This is a genomic window from Gemmatimonadota bacterium (assembly GCA_021295815.1).
Classification (GTDB): domain Bacteria; phylum Gemmatimonadota; class Gemmatimonadetes; order Longimicrobiales; family Gaopeijiaceae; genus JAGWBQ01.
Genome location: JAGWBQ010000007.1, coordinates 270,253 through 288,246, shown reverse-complemented (window position 1 = coordinate 288,246; position 17,994 = coordinate 270,253). Strand labels below are relative to the sequence as shown.

At 67.2% G+C, this 17,994-nt stretch carries 16 protein-coding genes; 5 read left to right on the top strand and 11 right to left on the bottom strand.

Going from position 1 to position 17,994, the window contains the following annotated elements; genetic code table 11:
• From J4G12_04755 to murA, 4 genes are all read right to left on the bottom strand, one after another.
• The coding region (locus tag J4G12_04755) for an Ig-like domain-containing protein (GenBank protein ID MCE2455116.1) at positions 1-402 on the bottom strand (402 nt) is incomplete at its 3' end.
• Positions 287-1,300 carry an Ig-like domain-containing protein gene (locus J4G12_04750; protein MCE2455115.1) on the bottom strand — a complete coding sequence of 338 codons (1,014 nt, stop codon included), beginning with the start codon at positions 1,298-1,300 and terminating at the stop codon, positions 287-289. The genes J4G12_04755 and J4G12_04750, both read right to left, overlap by 116 nt.
• Positions 1,297-2,862 carry an Ig-like domain-containing protein gene (locus J4G12_04745; protein ID MCE2455114.1) on the bottom strand — a complete coding sequence of 522 codons (1,566 nt, stop codon included), beginning with the start codon at positions 2,860-2,862 and terminating at the stop codon, positions 1,297-1,299. Before J4G12_04745 ends, J4G12_04750 begins: the two co-directional genes overlap by 4 nt.
• A gap of 357 nt (positions 2,863-3,219) precedes the next feature.
• Positions 3,220-4,509 (bottom strand): UDP-N-acetylglucosamine 1-carboxyvinyltransferase, encoded by a 1,290-nt coding sequence (murA, locus tag J4G12_04740; GenBank protein MCE2455113.1) that lies wholly within the window; start codon positions 4,507-4,509, stop codon positions 3,220-3,222.
• Between the two features lie 82 nt (positions 4,510-4,591).
• Between murA and J4G12_04735 the strand changes: the two genes are divergently transcribed.
• A complete protein-coding gene (locus tag J4G12_04735; protein ID MCE2455112.1) occupies positions 4,592-5,098 on the top strand; it encodes a hypothetical protein in 507 nt (168 codons plus the stop codon).
• Between the two features lie 11 nt (positions 5,099-5,109).
• Here J4G12_04735 and J4G12_04730 read toward each other — a convergent pair whose 3' ends face one another.
• Genes J4G12_04730 through J4G12_04720 form a run of 3 tightly spaced genes read right to left on the bottom strand, consistent with a single transcriptional unit; the run spans position 5,110 to position 8,408 of the window.
• Positions 5,110-5,946, bottom strand: coding sequence for an MBL fold metallo-hydrolase (locus J4G12_04730; GenBank protein ID MCE2455111.1), 837 nt, complete (start codon positions 5,944-5,946; stop codon positions 5,110-5,112).
• A 36-nt stretch (positions 5,947-5,982) separates the two neighbouring features.
• Entirely contained in the window at positions 5,983-7,257 is a 1,275-nt protein-coding gene (locus J4G12_04725) for a hypothetical protein (protein ID MCE2455110.1), read from the bottom strand.
• Positions 7,254-8,408 carry a mannose-1-phosphate guanylyltransferase gene (locus J4G12_04720; protein ID MCE2455109.1) on the bottom strand — a complete coding sequence of 385 codons (1,155 nt, stop codon included), beginning with the start codon at positions 8,406-8,408 and terminating at the stop codon, positions 7,254-7,256. Before J4G12_04720 ends, J4G12_04725 begins: the two co-directional genes overlap by 4 nt.
• Positions 8,409-8,448: 40 nt before the next feature.
• On the opposite strand from J4G12_04720, the gene J4G12_04715 reads away from it, so the two are divergent.
• From J4G12_04715 to J4G12_04700, 4 genes are read left to right on the top strand one after another with little or no spacing between them, the layout of a single operon-like run.
• Positions 8,449-9,048 (top strand): hypothetical protein, encoded by a 600-nt coding sequence (locus tag J4G12_04715; GenBank protein MCE2455108.1) that lies wholly within the window; start codon positions 8,449-8,451, stop codon positions 9,046-9,048.
• Entirely contained in the window at positions 9,048-10,328 is a 1,281-nt protein-coding gene (gene serS, locus J4G12_04710) for a serine--tRNA ligase (protein MCE2455107.1), read from the top strand. The genes J4G12_04715 and serS overlap by 1 nt, the downstream gene beginning before the upstream one ends.
• A gap of 26 nt (positions 10,329-10,354) precedes the next feature.
• A complete protein-coding gene (locus J4G12_04705; GenBank protein ID MCE2455106.1) occupies positions 10,355-11,512 on the top strand; it encodes a HAMP domain-containing histidine kinase in 1,158 nt (385 codons plus the stop codon).
• A 23-nt stretch (positions 11,513-11,535) separates the two neighbouring features.
• Positions 11,536-13,932, top strand: a complete 2,397-nt coding sequence (locus J4G12_04700; GenBank protein ID MCE2455105.1) for a UvrD-helicase domain-containing protein — start codon at positions 11,536-11,538, stop codon at positions 13,930-13,932.
• Between the two features lie 33 nt (positions 13,933-13,965).
• On the opposite strand, the gene J4G12_04695 is transcribed toward J4G12_04700, so the two are convergent.
• Genes J4G12_04695 through uppS form a run of 4 tightly spaced genes read right to left on the bottom strand, consistent with a single transcriptional unit; the run spans position 13,966 to position 17,962 of the window.
• Complete coding sequence (locus tag J4G12_04695; protein ID MCE2455104.1) at positions 13,966-15,063, bottom strand: site-2 protease family protein; 1,098 nt, start codon at positions 15,061-15,063, stop codon at positions 13,966-13,968.
• A 3-nt stretch (positions 15,064-15,066) separates the two neighbouring features.
• On the bottom strand, positions 15,067-16,248 hold the full coding sequence (gene dxr / locus J4G12_04690; protein ID MCE2455103.1) for a 1-deoxy-D-xylulose-5-phosphate reductoisomerase: 1,182 nt from the start codon (positions 16,246-16,248) through the stop codon (positions 15,067-15,069).
• The gene (locus J4G12_04685) at positions 16,239-17,219 is read right to left on the bottom strand and encodes a phosphatidate cytidylyltransferase (GenBank protein MCE2455102.1); all 981 of its coding nucleotides are present in this window, start codon (positions 17,217-17,219) and stop codon (positions 16,239-16,241) included. The genes dxr and J4G12_04685 overlap by 10 nt, the downstream gene beginning before the upstream one ends.
• Positions 17,219-17,962: a di-trans,poly-cis-decaprenylcistransferase gene (gene uppS, locus J4G12_04680; protein ID MCE2455101.1), complete on the bottom strand. Its 744-nt coding sequence runs from the start codon at positions 17,960-17,962 to the stop codon at positions 17,219-17,221. The genes J4G12_04685 and uppS overlap by 1 nt, the downstream gene beginning before the upstream one ends.
• Positions 17,963-17,994: the final 32 nt, after the last annotated feature.

The following is a 17,994-nucleotide window of genomic DNA, read 5'->3' as shown; positions in this document are numbered from 1 at the left end:
CGTATACGTCAAGGCGTCCCCGTCCGGATCGCTGAAGCTGCCCGAAACCACGAGCGTGTCCGCATCGCCGACCTCGATCCTCCGCGCCGGGAGCGTCCCCTCCGCGACAGGCGCCTGGTTCGGCACGGTCACCAGGAAGGTCTGAGTGGCCGTGGTGTCGGTATCGGCCGCCGTCACCGTGATCGTGGCCGTGCCCTTCGCGTGCGCAGCGACCGTCAGCGTCGAATCCGTCACGCCGGCCGTCGCCACGCTCGAATCCGACGACGACGCCGTATACGTCAGCGCGTCACCGTCCGGATCGCTGAAGCTGCCCGAAACGTAGAACACCACCGCATCGCCGACCTCGATCGTCCGCGCCGAGATCGTCCCCTCCGCGACAGGCGCCTGGTTCGGCACGGTCACCAGGAAGGTCTGAGCGGCCGTGGTGTCGGCATCGGCAGCCGTCACCGTGATCGTGGCCGTGCCCTTCGCGAGCCCGTCGATCGTCAGCGTCGAATCCGTCACGCCGGCCCGTATACGTCAAGGCGTCCCCGTCCGGATCGCTGAAGCTGCCCGAAACCACGAGCGTGTCCGCATCGCCGACCTCGATCGTCCGCGCCGAGATCGTCCCCTCCGCGACGGGCGCCTGGTTCGGCACGGTCACGTCGAAGCTCTGAGTGGCCGTGAACCCGTCGGCATCAGCGGCCGTCACCGTGATCGTGGCCGTGCCCTTCGCGAGCCCGTCGACCGTCAGCGTCGAATCCGTCACGCCGGCCGTCGCCACGCTCGAATCCGACGACGACGCCGTATACGTCAAGGCGTCCCCGTCCGGATCGCTGAAACTGGCCGAAAGATCGAGCGTGTCCGCATCGCCGACCTGAACCGTCCGCGCCGGGAGCTGCCCCACCACGACAGGCGCCTGGTTCGGCACGGTCACGTCGAAGCTCTGAGTGGCCGTGAGCCCGTCGGCATCGGCGGCCGTAACCGTGATCGTGGCCGTGCCCTTCGCGTGCGCGCCGACCGTCAGAGTCGAATCCGTCACCGCGGGCGTCGCCACGCTCGAATCCGACGACGACGCCGTATACGTCAAGGTATCCCCGTCCGGATCGCTGAAACTGGCCGAAAGATCGAGCGTGGCCGCATCGCCGACCTGAACCGTCCGCGCCGGGATCGTCCCGACCGCGGCAGGCGCCCGGTTCGGGATCGGCACGGTCACGTCGAAGCTCTGCTCGGCCGTGAGCCCCCCGGCATCGGCGGCCGTGACCGTGATCGTGGCCGTGCCCTTCGCAAGCGCGCCGACCGTCAGAGTCGAATCCGTCACCGCGGGCGTGACGCCGTATACGTCAGCGCGTCCCCGTCCGGATCGCTGAAGTTGGCCGAAACCACGAGCGTGTCCGCATCGCCGACCTGAACCGTCCGCGCCGAGATCGTCCCGACCGCGGCAGGCGCCCGGTTCGGCACGGTCACGTCGAAGCTCTGAGTGGCCGTGAGCCCGTCGGTATCGGCGGCCGTTACCGTGATCGTGGCCGTGCCCTTCGCGAGCGCGCCGACCGTAAGCGTCGAATCCGTCACTGCGGGCGTCGCCACGCTCGAGTCCGACGACGACGCCGTATAAGTCAACGCGTCCCCGTCCGGATCGCTGAAGCTGGCCGAAAGATCGAGCGTGTCCGCATCGCCGACCTGAACCGTCCGCGCCGAGATCGTCCCGACCGCGGCAGGCGCCCGGTTCGGGTTCGGCACGGTCACGTCGAAGCTCTGCTCGGCCGTGAGCCCCCCGGCATCGGTGGCCGTGACCGTGATCGTGGCCGTGCCCCTCGCAAGCCCGTCGACCGTCAGCGTCGAGCCCGACACGCCGGCCGTCGCCACGCTCGAGTCCGACGACGACGCCGTATACGTCAGCGCGTCACCGTCCGGATCGCTGAAGCTGGCCGAAACGTCGAACGCCGCCGACTCACCGACCTGAACCGTCCGCGCCGAGATCGTGCCGACCGCAGCCGGCGCCCGATTCGGCACGGTCACGTCGAAGCTCTGCTCGGCCGTGAACCCGCCGGCGTCGGTGGCCGTGACCGTGATCGTGGCCGTGCCCCTCGAGAGCCCGTCGACCGTCAGCGTCGAATCCGTCACGCCGGCCGTCGCCACGCTCGAGTCCGACGACGACGCCGTATACGTCAGGGCGTCCCCGTCCGGATCGCTGAAGCTGGCCGAAACGTCGAACGCCGCCGACTCGCCGACCTGAACCGTCCGCGCCGAGATCGTCCCGACCGCAACCGGCGCCTGGTTCGGCACGGTCACCTCGAAGCTCTGCGTGGCCGTGAGCCCTCCGGCATCGGCGGCCGTGAGCGCACCGACCGTCAGCGTCGAGCCCGACACGCCGGCCGTCGCGACGCTCACGTCCGACGACGACGCCGTATACGTCAGGGCGTCCCCGTCCGGATCGCTGAAGCTGCCCGAAACATCGAGCGTGGCCGCATCGCCGACCTGAACCGTCCGCGCCGGGATCGTCCCGACCGCAGCAGGCGCCTGGTTCGGCACGGTCACGTCGAAGCTCTGAGTGGCCGTGAGCCCCCCTGCATCGGAAGCCGTGAGCGCACCGACCGTCAGCGTCGAGCCCGACACGCCGGCCGTCGCGACGCTCACGTCCGACGACGACGCCGTATACGTCAAGGCATCCCCGTCCGGATCGCTGAAGCTGCCCGAAACGTCGAACGCCGCCGACTCACCGACTTCGATCGTCCGTGCCGAGATCGTCCCGACCGCAACCGGTGCCCGGTTCGGGGGTGGCGTCGTCGGGCCGTCCTCTCCGCACGCCGATAGCGACACCACCGCGAAGGCAGCCGTGAACCAACCCGCCAGGCGATGGCGGCGGCGACAACGAAACGGCACGTTTGTCGGGTCCTGCCGAGCTGGTGCCGACCGTCTCGAAACGGAAAGCTCAAAGGTGGAGGATGTATTGATCATGTTGTCGGTTTGGAGTTGTTGAGATCGGATAGAATCGAACGGTTCGATTTCTGGCCCGGAAGTTCGAAAAACTCAAGCGGGCCGGAGTTTACTACTTCTTCTCAGGAATGGCAAGGCCCATCCTTTCCAGCGGCAGGTGAGCCTGAACGGGATCCGGTCTCCAGCGGGAGATGAGCCTGACATCCGGGACGGTACTCGCGGCCGCCGATCCGCAAAACGTTCCGGGCAAAAACGGAAGAATCCATCCAAGATCGGCACCAAACGCCGGACTCCCGATCAGCCTCAATCCTCACCCGCCCCCACTCTCCGGATCCGCGCCCCCATCGCGGTCAGGCGTTCGTCGATGTTCGCGTAGCCTCGCTCGATCTGCCCGATGTTATGGATCACGCTCGTCCCCTTCGCGCCCAGTGCGGCGATGAGCAGCGCCATACCGGCCCTGATGTCCGGACTCTCCAGCCGGGCGGCGCGAAGTGGAGTGGGACCGGAGACCACCACCCGATGCGGGTCGCAGAGAATGATCGAGGCGCCCATGGCCACGAGCTTGTCGGTGAAGAACATTCTCGATTCGAACATTTTCTCGTAGACGAGGATCACGCCCCGGCACTGCGTCGCCGCGACCACGCCGATGGAGGTCAGGTCCGCCGGAAACGCCGGCCAAGGTCCGTCGTCGAGCTTGGGCACGTGACCGAAGGCGTCCTGCTTGACCACGGCCTCGCCCGATCCCAGCACGCGCAGGTCGTTCCCTCGAGTTTCGCAGTTGATCCCCAGCCGGTCGAATCCGAGCAGGGTGGAATCGAGGTGTTCGATCGGAGCGTCGGTGATCGTGATGTCGCTTCCGGTGACCGCCGCCAGACCGACGAAGGAACCGGTCTCGATATGGTCGGCGGAGATGGCGAAATCCGCGCCTCCGAGCCGGTCCACGCCCTCGATGGTGAGCTGGTTGGTGCCGATGCCGTCGATCTTGGCTCCCATCGCGTTGAGCAGATGGCAGAGATCCTGGACGTGAGGTTCGGCCGCAGCGTTCCGCAGGAGGGTCGTTCCCGACGCCCGCACCGCCGCCATGATGGCGTTCTCGGTTCCGGTGACCGAGGGCTCGTCGAGGAATATCCTGCTGCCGGTCAGGGATCTGGCGGCGACCTTGTAGCCGCCGTTGAGCTCGACCGTGGCGCCGAGCGCCCTAAAGGCGAGGAAGTGCGTGTCGAGCCGTCTGCGCCCGATCACGTCGCCTCCCGGCGGAGGCAGCTTGAGCATTCCGAAGCGTCCGAGCAGCGGTCCGGCCAGGAGCACCGAGGCCCGGATGCGCGCCGCCTGATCGCGGTCCACCTCTCCCGAGGCAAGGCCGGCGGTGTCGATCTCCACGCATTCTTCCTCGACCCACTCCACCCGCGCACCCATGGACTCGAGGATGCTGAGCAGGGTGATGACGTCGCGAATGCGGGGCACGTTCCGTAGAGTCACCGGTTCTTCGGCAAGCGCCGACGCGGCGACGCAGGGAAGCGCGGCGTTCTTGTTGCCGTTCGGTCGGATGGCGCCGGAGAGGCTGTGGCCTCCCTCAACTGCGAAGGTTTCCATGAGGTGCTATCTTGAGGGCGAATCAATCCGCTAAACTAACCCTTCACCCGAGCCGACCGCGCACCCGACCCGAGGACCGACTATGCCAGAACAAGCCGTAGGCGCAGCTCCGCCGGGCGGAGGATGGGCGGTCGCAGCGGATGTCGCGACCGTCGTGCTGGCGGTGGCGGCGATTCTGCTCGCAGGGGTCTGCGTCCTTCTGGCTCTGCGCTTCGGCAGGCTTCTTCGGGTGACGAGGGTCGAGATGAAGACGGCGTATCGGGACGAGGTAAGACCATTGCTCGACTCGCTCACCGCCACTTCTCGACATGCGCAGGCGATATCGGGCTCCCTGCGCTCGGGAGTCGAGAGCCTGGAAGCCTCCGCAGCACACGTGAGCGACGGCGCGCGCAAGGCTTGGAGCGACCTCGAGGAACGCGTCAACGACCTCACCGCCTTGCTCGCCGTGATCCAGAAGGAGTGCGAGGATCTCTACCTAGACACCGCGTCGGCTCTGCGAACCTTCAGGTCGGTCACCCAGTTGCTCGGGGCGCCGAAAGCCGAAGATCCGCCGGAGGACGTTCCCGTTCGGAGCGACGCGGACGACTGAACCTCTTGCGGTCAGCCCGCCTTCGGGACTGCGGCGGATCGCTCCGGATGTTCGGCCGGACTGGGATCTTCGGCTAAATCGAAGAGCGAGGTGGGCTCGTGTTGAGAGGCGACTTCCAGCCTTCCCTGCCAACCTTCTTTTTTCAACGCCTCACCGACTGCGGCACGGGCGAGCTCGGGGCGATTGCACTCCTCCGAGAGATGCGCGAGCACGACGACGGCGAGGCCGGGGTGCAGAAGCTCGACGACGAGCCGAGCCGCGGCGTCGTTCGAGAGATGTCCGTGGCTGGAGGCGATCCTTCCCCGCACGCTCGGGGGGTAGCGACTCTGGTGGAGAAGCACCGGATCGTGATTCGCTTCGAGGACGAGCATGGTGGACCCTGCGAGGGCAAGCCGGGCTGAGGCGGTCATCCTACCCAGATCGGTGGCGATCCCAAGTCTCGCGCCCGTGCATTCGTCGGTCAGGGCGACTCCCGCAGGGTCGCTCGCGTCGTGGACGGTCACGAACGGATCCACGTGGACGTCCCCCACTTGGAACGCGCGTTCGGGCTCGAAGTGCGACACGCTCTCGCCGCCGCGCAGATAGCGGTCGCACGCCTCGTGCGTCCGCTCGGTCAGGTGGAGCCGGGCTCCGTGCCTGCGGGCGAAAACCCCCATCCCGCGGACGTGGTCGGCGTGGTCGTGGGTGATGACGATGTCGCTGATCCCGTCCGCTTCCGCACCGACCAGATGGAGCCTGCGCGCAACCTCCTTCCCGCTCAGACCGGAATCGACGAGTATCCGGGTGTTGCCGCACCACACGAAAATCGAGTTGCCCGCGCTGCCGCTCGCGAGCACCGAAACTCTCACCTGCGCACCTCTCCGGTCATCTTCGTGGTTCGCGCGTCACGGTACCGACGCTTCCCAGACTCGTCTGACCCGCGATTCCAACGCGGGCGTCATCTCCTGGCCGCGCCGGGCCATCATGCGCCCCAGGCTCTCGACGAAGTCGTCGACCCGGTAGCGCGAGCGAGTTCCGTCGGTCCATGAAAACGGAGGAATGAAGCCCGACGCCATTCCGCCGCCGAAGATGTTGCTGCCCGCGCCGATGATCGACCCGGTGCCGATCAGCGTGCCGATCCCGGTGCGGGCGTAGTCGCCGATGAGCGCACCCAGCTTGACGAGATCGGTCTTCCGGCTGCCGGATGCGCCGCGGACGCGAATCGGTGCGTAATTGTTCTTGAGATTCGAGATGATGGTACCCGCCCCGAGATTGACCCAGTCGCCGATTATCGAGTGGGCCACATGACCCTCGTGCGCCTTGTTCGCGAAGTCGCCGACGATCGAGTAGGCGACCTCTCCGCGAACCCGAGAGTGACGCCCCACCCTGGAGGCTGCGATCTCTCCGCCCAGCACCCTGCTCCCCGCACCTACGAATACCGGGCCGACCAGGCGCGTGAAGGCGCTCACCGAGACCCCGGGGCCGAGCGCGACCGGTCCTTCCAACCGAGCCGGCGTCTCGATCTTCGCTCCGTAGCCTACCGTCACCGCTCCCGAACGGGCGTCGATGACCACTCCCGGCTCAACGTTCGCTCCGGGCGCGATCCGAACCGGATGGTCGCCGATCACGTGAGGGACCGTGGCCTCGGAATCGGGCGTCTCGCGCCCGCGGGGCTCCAGATCGGCCCAGAGCCTCGCCGAGTTGGATGCGACGAGATCCCAGAGGTTGACGAGAAGGGTTCCCGCGAGCTCCAGCGTCGGGGCGGCGCCCCGCGAGTCCGACACGCCCTTCCCCGCCGGTGCGAACCATCCGCACTCGACCCCGTTGAGCGTCAAGGTACCTGGCTCGTCGCCGGCCAGCATGCCTTCGAGCGCGTCCGACCCCCCTGCCACGGCATCGAGCGCCACCCGGGCCGAAAGCACGAGGGTCGGCCTCTCAGGGTCGGGCGGGAGGTGCGTCGTGACTGGAGGCGAGCCGGAGACGGAGGTCCGGGCGAGGTGTTCCCGCCCCGCCCCCTCCTTCAACAGGTAGCCTTCGCAGGAGAGTCCCAGACGCCGCTCGGCCCTGCGGCGCAGGGAAAGGGTCCCGAACACGAGCTCCCCGACCGGCCGGGTGAGCGCGAACGGTTCCCAGGACTGGATCGAGGTGTCATCGCGGAGTATGAAACGAATCGGGTTCACGACGATTCTCCGATCGATTCCAGAACTGACCGGAGCTCGTCCGAGCGGTCGCGACCGAGGACCAGGGTCACCTTGTCGGTTCTGACGATGATGGCGTCGTCGATTCCGTGGACCACGACCCGTCCTCCTTCAGCGAAGACGATGTTGTCCCGGCCTGCGAGCACCCGCACCGGGCCGTGGAGGCTGTTGCCGCAGTCGTCCGCAGAACCCTGGCGGGCGAGCGCTTCCCAGCTTCCTACGTCGTCCCAGTCGAAGGAGGCGCGTACGGCGCTTACTCGGTCGGAGCGTTCGAGAATCGCTCGATCCACGACCGCGGAGGGCGATTCCTTGAAGAAGGACGGGGGCCCGTCGCGCTCCAGCCCATCGAGCAGGCGCCCGATCTCCGGTGCCCGCATCCTCGTCTCTTCGAGAAATGTCGACGCCCGCCAGACGAAGATGCCGGTGTTCCACAGGAAGCCCGCATCGCAGTACCGTCGGGCGGTTTCGCGGTCCGGCTTCTCGTGGAAGGACGCGACCTTGAAGGCGGCGGGCTTCCGTTCTTCCCGAGCGTCCGAAGAGCGATCCGCCCCGCTCCCGACCGCGACGCCGGGCGGGTTCGGGACCGCGACCCGATCAGGCACGGTCGGGAGGCCGGTATCGGTCGGTAGCTCGGCACCCGGCTCGACATAGCCGTACCCCGTCTCCGCGCGGGAAGGCGGGGCGGCCACGCACACCAGGGTCGGCTCCCGCGCCGCGAGTCCGAGGGCGACGGCGATGGTCCGCTCGAACTCGCGCATCGGACCGATCGCGTGATCCGCGTGCAGCGAGGTCATCAAGGCGCCCGGTTCCAAGGCCTCGATCTCCCATGCGGCTCGCGCGAGTGCGGGGGCGGTACCTTTCAGCTCGGTCTCGATCCAGATGACGTCTTCGTCCGCCTCCGGCAGCGCCCGCAGCAGCCCTTCGACCAGGCCCTCCGGCGCGAGAATGCGAACACGACCGGGGCCGCTCACGGCCATCGCCCGCTCCCAAGCGCCGCATATCAGGGGACGCCCGGAATCGAAGGGCAACAACTGCTTGGGGCGATCGGGCGTGGAGGCAGGCCAGAACCGGGAGCCTATTCCTCCGGCGAGTATCACGGCCCACGATTCGGCCGGCGGAGGTCTCTCGCTCATCCGGGAAACCTACGCGTGCGACGGGGTAGTTTCAAGACCTATGGTCACCTCAAAGAGCGTTCGCGCTCCCCTCGGCTTTCGCAGGCCCCTCGCAGCCTCGGGAGTTCTCGCATTCGCCCTTGTCGCGCCCGGGGCCTGCGACGACGATCCCTTCGCCATTCCGTGGGAGGAGGCGCCGGACACGGTAACTCTCTACTCCCTCGCCCGCCCGGAGCTCAACCTCCACTCCGCCTTCAATTTCACCTCGCGCCGGCGCGTGACCGTGGAGGCTCCTCTGGCAACCGGAGTCTGGGACATGGCGGTCGATACCCGAGGCGGCGCGATCGTCCTCCTGCCCCCGGGAGCTCTCGGCGTCTACGCGGCGCGAGCCCGGATCGCCACGTTGAACGGAGTGAGCTTCGACGAAGTGACCGAGGCCCCGATCGACACCGCCGCCTACGTCTCGCGGGAGCCGGTGCCGGTGGCCATGGGGAACATCTACGTCGTGCGCACCAACCAGCAGACCGGGGTTTTCGGCGCTCAGTGCGTCTACTACGCCAAACTGGAGCCGCTGGTGATCGATCCGGGCGGAGGCACGCTCACCTTCGTCTTCGACTCCAACCCCGTCTGCAACGATCCCAGGTTGGTTCCTCCGGACTGATGCTCGACATAAGGCGCCTCCGTTCCGACCCGGATGGAGTGAAGGAGGCACTCGGCAGGCGCGACCCGGCGTTCGGCGACTTGGTCGACCGGACACTCGATCTCGACCGCGAATGGCGCAGCCTCCTCGCCGAGGTCAACTCGCTGAAGGCCGAGCGCAACCGGGCATCCAAGCTCATCGGCGAGCTCAGGCGGAGGGGAGAGGACGCGTCCGAGCTGATCGTGAAGATGCGCACCACCGGCGATCTGATCTCCCGTCTCGACGTCCGCATCCGCGACCTCGAGGGCGAGATCCGCGCGATCATGCTCACCATTCCCAACACGCCGCTCGACGCCGTTCCGCCCGGGGGTGAAGGCGAGGGAGTCGTGCTCAGGGAGTGGGGTGAACCCAGGGTCGGCGAGCTCAGACCGCATTGGCAGGTCGGAGAACCCCTGGGGCTCGACCTGGCTCGGGGATCGCGGGTGAGCGGATCGGGATTCCCGGTACTCGGAGGCGGCCTCGCCCGTCTCCAGCGCGCCCTTATCTCCTACTTCATCGACGTGCACGTTCGTGAACATGGGTACACCGAGCTGCGCATCCCCTATCTGGTGACGACCGAGACGATGACCGGCACCGGGCAGCTCCCCAAGTTCAACGACGAATCCTACGCCACCGAGCGCGACGATCTCTGGCTCATCCCGACCGCCGAGGTGCCCGTCACCAACCTCCACCGAGGCGAGCTCCTCGCGGCGACGGAGCTTCCGGTCCGCTACGTGGCCTACTCGCCGTGTTTTCGCAGGGAGGCGGGCGCCGCCGGCAAGGACACGAGAGGGCTGCTCCGCGTTCACCAGTTCGACAAGGTCGAGCTTGTGCGCTACGAGACTCCGGAGGCGAGTCCGGACGCCCTCGATCTCATCGTGCGTCAGGCCGAAATCCTCCTTGAGAGGCTCGGCGTCCGCTACCGCCGCGTCCTTCTGCCCGGCGGGGATCTGGGGGCCAGCGGCGCGATGACCTACGACCTGGAGGCCTGGGCGCCCGGCGTGGAACGCTGGCTGGAGGTATCGAGCTGCACGACCTTCACCGACTATCAGGCGCGCCGGGCGAATCTGCGTTACCGCGAACGGCAGGGTGAACCGCCGCACTACCTGCACACCCTCAACGGTTCGGCGCTCGCACTGCCCCGGGTCATGGCGGTGCTGCTGGAACAGGGGCAGCGAGCGGACGGCACGGTCGAGCTCCCGGCGGTCATTCACCCGTACTTCGGAGCGGACGTCCTGGGGCCGTCCCACCGACTCCCTTGAATCTCGGTCGAACGAGCTGGTGGTCGGTGGCAACGGCCGGCGTGCTCGTCACACTCCTCTTCTGGTATCTCATCTACACCCGCGGAGTCGCGCGCCAGGCCCAGGAGGGCGCCGAACGCCTCTCGCAGATCTTCGTCGAGGTGCAGGCCGGTCTCACTACCGACGCAGAGGTTCAGGCGCTCCTCAACCTCCAGACCATCGTGCGCGAGTCGGGGCTGCCGCTCGTGCTCATGGGGCCGGGCGACTCCATTCAGGCAGTGGTCAACCTCCCCTTCGAAGCCGACCGCTCGACCCCGGAAGGAAGGGCCCGCATCCACGAATACGTCGCCGGGATGGACCAGCGCAATCCGCCGGTCGGCGATCCGGATTTCCAACACATCCACTACGGCGAGACCCGGGAGGTGCGCGATCTCAGATGGATTCCGGTGTTTCAGGTCGTGGGTCTCGTGCTGATCGGAGTGGTGGGCTTCAATCTGGTGAGCCTCCAGCGCAGAGCCGAGAGCGAGAGGGCGTGGACCGCAATGGCGCGGGAACTGGCACATCAGCTCGGCACTCCTCTTTCGTCGCTCGCAGGCTGGCTCGAGGCGATCGCGATTCCCGTTCCCGAACGTCCCGGCGACCTCACCGATCATGAGATAACCGCCGCCATCGGGGAGGATGTCCAGCGGCTCGAGCGCGTGAGCCACCGCTTCGAGCTGATAGGTTCCACGCCTGAACTTAGGCCCATCTCGGTTTCGGAGCTGGTCTGCGAGCTCGAAAGCTATCTGGCCGTCCGCATTCCACATCTCGGGCGCGGAAGAGTCGACCTGGAGGTGGACGTACCGCCCAGGCTGCCCGTGATCAACGGCAACAAGGTGCTCCTGGTCTGGGCGCTCGAGAACGTGCTCAAGAACGCGCTCGACGCACTTGCCGGAAAAGGGGGCGGAATAACCGTCACAGCCCGCGAGCTCGGCGACCGCTGGATCTCGATTCGCATCCAGGACACCGGCGGCGGCGTCCGGGAGGACGTGCGCAAGCGGATTTTCGACCCTGGAGTCAGCACCAAGCAGGGGGGGTGGGGCGTGGGACTCGCTCTCTCCCGTCGCATAATCCGAGGGGTCCACAAGGGGCGCATCGAGCTCCTGGAAGGATTCCAGAGCACCACGTTCCAGATCACCCTTCCGGTCGGCAGAAAGGACCGTTGACCGGATCGGGCGCGCGACCTGCATTGAGCGGAGTTGCCGAACCGCGCGGGGGCGACGGCAGCTTCCCGGCCCGCCTGGCATCCCTGAACGAACAGCAGACGGAGGCGGTGCGGCACTTCGAGGGACCTCTGCTCGTGGTGGCTGGCGCAGGCTCGGGCAAGACCAGGGTGCTGACCACGCGCATAGCCTACCTGATCAGGGAGCGAGGCGTTCACCCGGCGCGGATAATGGCGGTCACCTTCACGAACAAGGCCGCCGGGGAGATGCGTTCCCGCGTCGTGGACCTGCTGGGCGAGGAGCCGAGAGGGATGTGGATCGGCACGTTCCACGCGATAGGCGCCCGGCTTCTGCGCAGACACGCGGCTCTGCTGGGCTGGACCTCGGATTTCACGATCTACGACGCCGACGAGCAGCTCCGCCTGGTGAAAGAGATCCTCAAGCGGGTTCCCAAGGGCGGCTTGGTGAAGGCGTCGGCGGTCAGAGGGCGCGTCGGCGAGCTCAAGCAGGAACTGCTGAGCGTCAAGGAACATCTGCGGGCCGAGTCCGACCTGACCCCGGGACCGTCGCCTCTCGACACGGTGTCCCACACGGTGCTTCCGCTCTACGAAGGTGCGCTGAAAGAGCGAAACGCCTTCGATTTCGACGACCTTCTTCTCTGGCCGCTCAGGCTGTTCGACGCCGAGTCCGAGGTCCTTGCGGAATACAGGGAACGCTTCGCCTTCGTCCTGGTCGACGAGTACCAGGACACCAGCCACCCGCAGTTCCGCTTCATCGACTTCATCGGTCGCGGCCACAACAACGTCATGGTGGTGGGCGATCCGGATCAGGCCATATACGGTTGGCGCGGGGCGGACGTGCGCAACATCCTCGATTTCGAGAGATCCTGGCCTGGAGCGCGCAAGGTTGTTCTGGAAAGGAACTACCGCTCGCGCGAACGCATCCTCCAGGCGGCCAACGCCGTGATCCGGGAGAATATCGACCGACCCGAGAAGAACCTTCGTGCCGCTCGCGGCGGCGGCATCAGGGTCAAGCTCCTGCAGGCGTACGACGACGTAGCCGAGGCGAAGTGGATCGCGCGTCGCATACGTGATCAGGCGCTCGACGATCGTCTGCGCACATGGCGCGACTTCGCCGTCCTCTACCGGACGAACGCACAGGCCCGGGCGCTCGAATCGGAGCTCATCCTGCGCAAGGTCCCGTACCAGGTCGTGGGCGGAATTCGCTTTTACGAACGCCGCGAGATACAGGACGTGATCGCCTACTTGCGGCTCATCGCGAACCCTTCCGACGTTTCCGCCTTTTCGCGTGCGGTCGGCTACCCCAGGCGCGGCGTGGGTGTCAAGAGCCGCGCGCGTGTGGTCGAGTGGGCTGCGGAGCGGGGCGTCTCCGTGCTCGAGGCGGCTGCTCGGGCGCAGGAGATACCATTTCTCGGGGCTCGGCCCCGGCTCTCTCTCGTTCGCTTCGCCGAGCTCGTCCGGGAGCACCGCCGGCTCGCCGCGGGCGAAGACTTGTCGCGCCTCATCCAGTCGGTAGTCGACAGGGTGGACATGAGGGGAGAGCTGCGCGCCGAAGGTCCCGACGGAGAGGACCGGGCCCGCAACGTGGAAGAGCTGATCGCCGGAGCGGCCTCTTTCAGGGTGGACGATCGCGATTTCGAGGACGGCGATCCGAAGCTCTCGGTGCTCGCGCACTTCCTGCAGCAGGTCTCGCTGCTCGCCGACGTGGACCGGCACGACTCGGGCGACAACAGCGTGAGCCTGATGACCCTCCACAACGCGAAGGGACTCGAGTTCCCTGTCGTCTTCATCACCGGAGCCGAAGAGGGACTCCTGCCGCTGATGCGGGCCGACGACGATTTCGACCAGGTCGAGGAGGAACGTCGGTTGTTCTACGTGGGGATCACGCGGGCCGAGGACGAACTTACCGTCTCGTGGGTTCGGAGACGCAGGCGAGCCGGCCAGTACCTGGACAGCACGATGTCGAGCTTCTTGCTTGCGATCCCTTCCGAAGACCTTCGGCGGGAGAAGGCGGACTCTTTCGGCCCCGCGTCGGGCTACGGCGGCAGGTCCCGCTACGGCGCACCCGGTCCGGGCCTGTTCGACCGGGGACCTGACGGATCCGGTCTCCGGCGGGGCGGGGTCGGGCGGGCCGGCCGCAGCGGAAGAACCGGCCGCCGGCCCGGCCCGTTCGGAAGCAGCGGAACTTCCTCGTCGCGCCGGTCACCGGAACCCGAGGACGAGAGTCAGGACGCCCCCAGGCTCGTCAAGGGAGCGCGAGTCCGGCATCCCACCTTCGGGTCCGGCGTGGTGAAGGCTCTGACCGGCTTCGGCATGAACGTCACGGTCGAGGTCGAGTTCGACGAGGTCGGCCGGAAGCTGCTCGATCCGCGTCAGGCCAAGCTCGAAACCGACTGGCCCTGATCCGAACGGCCGTGCAGGAACATTACCGGGGCCTCATATCCCCAGCAGCCTGAGGACGTCGTTCGAAAGAGCCCAGGCCATCAGTCCAAGCACGACGAAGAAGCCGACGTTGCTCCAGCGCAGACGCTGGCGCGCGGTCAGAGGCCGGCCGCCACGAACCGCCTCGATGGCGAGAAAGACCAGGTGGCCGCCGTCGAGAATCGGGATGGGCAGGAGATTCAGGATGGCGAGATTGACGCTGAAGATCGCCATGAAGATGATGAGCGAGTCCGCTCCGAGAGCGGCCGCTTGACCGCTGGCCTCTCCGATAGTGAAGATGCTCCCCACGTCGCGAGGTGAGACATCCCCCGTGAAGAGGTCGCGGAGGAAGCTCAGGATCACTCCGGTCACGGCGACCGTCTGCCTGAATCCGAGGACGACCGCATCGACGGCGCCCACCCGCAGATAGTCCAGGCGCCGCTGTACGCCGAGTCTACCAACCTCGGTGCGACTCCCGTCTTCGAGCACGGCTTCCCGAGCGTCCAGTTCGGCGATGCGAACTATCTCCCTGCCCTCGCGTCGGATCTCGAACTCCACCCTCTCGCCCGGCCTGGCCTCCACTTCGGTGACGAACTCCGACCACGTCGCCACCGGGACGCCGCCCACCTCCTGGAACACGTCGCCGGACTCGATGCCGGCCGCGGCCGCAGGTCCGCCCGCCGTCACGGCTTCGACCCTCGGGTCGGCGTCGGAAGGCTCGACCTGCACCCCCCAGACCATCGCCACCCCGGCGTGAGCGAAGAAGGCGAAGAGCATGTTCATGACGACACCCGCCGAGATCACGACGGTCCGCGCCCAAATGGGCTTGTTGTCGAAGGCGCGTTCCGGGGGCGTCGTCGATCCGCGATGCTCGGCGCCCTCGATCATCTCCATCACCTCGTCGCCCATGCCTCCCATCTTCACATAGCCGCCGAGCGGTATGGCCGCGATCACGTATTCGGTCTCGCCGCGTCTGACGCCGAAGATCTTCGGTCCCAGACCGATCGAGAAGCGTTGCACTTCCACGCCCATCGCCTTCGCGGCCCAGAAGTGCCCGAGTTCGTGGACGAATATCAGTACGCCGAGTACAATCAGCGTCGCCAGGATGGTCATCGTCTAGCTCCTTGTTGCCTTAATGGTTCGTAGTCGGCTCTCGGCAATGCGTCGGGCTTCGGCATCCGCCGCCAGCACGTCCTCCAGACTCTTCGTGGGACGGTACCCGATGGCGTCGAGCGTGAACGCCACCACCTCGACGATCTCTCCGAACCGGGCCTTGCCACCGAGGAAGGCGCGCACCGCGACCTCGTTGGCCGCGTTGAAGGCTGCCGGCGCGCTACCTCCCGCCTCTCCCGCGCTCCGCCCGAGGCCGAAGAGCGGGTACCTGACCGGATCGATCTCCTCGAAGGTGAGCGGTGAACTCGCCACCGGATCGAAGGTCCTGAGCTCGCGGTCGGGAACTCGATTCGGGAAATGGAGCGCGTAGAGTATGGGCGACTCCATGTTCGGCAAACCCAATTGGGCGAGAACCGAGCCGTCGACGAACTCCACGAAGGAGTGCACGATGGACTGCGGGTGGATCACCGCCCGGATGGAGCCGTACGGCACCCGGTAGAGAACGTGGGCCTCGATGACCTCGAGCGCCTTGTTCGCCAGGGTGGCGGAGTCGATGGTGATCTTCGCGCCCATGCTCCAGGTCGGGTGATCGAGCGCCTCTTCCACGGTCGCCCCGGCCGTCGAAGTTGCCGACCGGTCCCGGAGAGACCCGCCCGAGGCTGTGAGGGTCAGGGCCGCGACGCTCGCCGGGCTCTTGCCCTCGATGCACTGCAGGATGGCCGAATGCTCGGAATCCACCGGTATGATCGCGCCCCCCCCCCGCTTGGCGGCGTCGAGAACGAGATCGCCCCCGGCTACAAGCGACTCCTTGTTGGCGAGCGCCACGGTATGCCCGGCTTCGAGCGCCGCCAGAGTGGGTTCCAGCCCTGCGGCGCCGACTATGGCGTTGAGGACGATGTCCGCTCCCGGCGCGGCCGCCATCTCGATCAGAGCTTCCCTGCCGACGCTCCAACCTTGCCCTTCGGCGGCGGAGGCCGTTTCCCCTGCGGGGAGTTCGGCGCCCGTGTCCGCAAGGACCACCGGAGGCCTCCCCAGGGAAGCCCTTTGTTCGGCCAAGGCGTCCGCGTCCCTGTGGGCGGAGATGCCTACCACCCGAAAGTGCTCGGGATGGCGAGAGATCACCGCGAGAGCGCTCAGTCCGATCGAACCGGTCGAACCGAGAATCCGGATTCTCTTCACAGCCATTCGAAAGCCACGAAACAGAGGTAGCCGGTGGGAAGCGAGAAGAGAAGCGAGTCGACTCGATCCAGGACGCCGCCGTGAGCCCTGAAGAAGGTGCCCGAGTCCTTGACGCCCGCCTCCCGCTTGAATACCGACTCGGTGAGGTCGCCCAACTGGATCATCACGCCCGTGACGGCGCCGGCCAGCGCGACGGCCCAGATCTCGATCTCCAGACCCGGGAGCAGCGGCGCGCACAGCCAACCCCAGCCCAACGCCGCGGCCAAGGCGCCCGCCATTCCCGAAAACGATCCCTCCCAGGTCTTGTCGGGCGAGAGCCGGGGAGCCAGTTTCCGGCGACCGAACCGCCGTCCACCGAAAAAAGCGGCGGTGTCGCTGATCCACGTGGCACCGAGTGGGAAAAGCAGGACCACCAGCCCGCTCCAGGCTTCAGCGGAGCCGAAGAGCCATGTCGACCGGGCGCTCCCGCCGTCTCCCGCTCCATCGACGACGGCCCTCCCTGCGGCGTTCCAACCCGCATCGACCGGCAGGCCGTGCAGGAGCAAGCCCAGGGCGAACGGCGCCCCGACCCAGAGTACGCCCAGAACGGTGAGGGACGCACCGCCAAGTCCCGGTGCCGCCGGCAGACCGCCTGCGACGGCGCGAACGAGGGAGATCAGAGTGAGTGCGGCTATCAGGGAGAACGCGACCGGAGCGAACTCGGCGAAACCGTCGGCACGGACCGCGGCCAACGGCAGCAGAGCCGCCGTAACGGCACCCGCAAGTCGCGGCACTCCGGTCACGCCCAGCGCGAGCGCCCCGATCCGGTAGACCTCCAAAGTGCCGAGCGCGGCCAGCGCACCGACCGCGAGGCCCAGCCACCAGCCGCCCAGACGCAGGACCGTGAGCGCCACGAGAACGGCGATGACGGCGACCAGCGTCCGCTCCCAGAGCCTGGCTTCGTCGCCGGCCGGCTTGCCGATTTGCGAGGACTCCATCAGCCGGCCACCCTGCCGAAACGCCGTTCGCGTCTCTGATAGTCCAGGAACGCGGCGAAGAGATCGGCTCTGGTGAAGTCCGGCCAAAGCACGGGCGAGACGAAGAGTTCGGTATAGGCCAACTGCCAGAGCAGGAAATTGCTCAGTCGGTACTCGCCCGAAGTGCGAATGAGCAGGTCGGGGTCGGGGAGTCCTGTGGTGAAGAGCCCTGCGGAGAGCTCGGCCTCGTCCACCTCGTCGGGCGAGATCTCGCCCCGAGCCGCCCTGCGGGCGATCCTGCGCGCGGCTCGCACCAGCTCCTCGCGGCCGCTGTAAGACACCATAAGGTTGAGTCCGAGCCTGTCGCAGTCCCTGGTGGCCTCCTGGAGCTCGACCACGGCCCGCCGGGTGCGCTCTTCGAGCCGGTCGATCTCTCCAAGCACGCGCGTGCGAACGCCGTTCTCGCGGAGCATGCCGATTTCTCGTGTCGCGTAGTGGCGCAGGAGACGCATCAGGGCCCCGACCTCGCGCTCGGGACGCTCCCAATTCTGGGTCGAAAAGGCGAAGAGAGTCAGCACCTCGATACCGGCCTGCACGCTGCCCTCGACGACCTCTCTAACAGCGCGCACGCCCCGGCGGTGCCCCTCGAAGCGAACCAGACCGCGATCGTTCGCCCAGCGACCGTTGCCGTCCATGATAATGGCCACGTGTCGTGGCACGGGGCCTCCGGAACGGAGGCGAGCAAGGGCATCGGGGTTCTCCATCCCCGGGACGGCAGGGCTTTTCATCACGACCT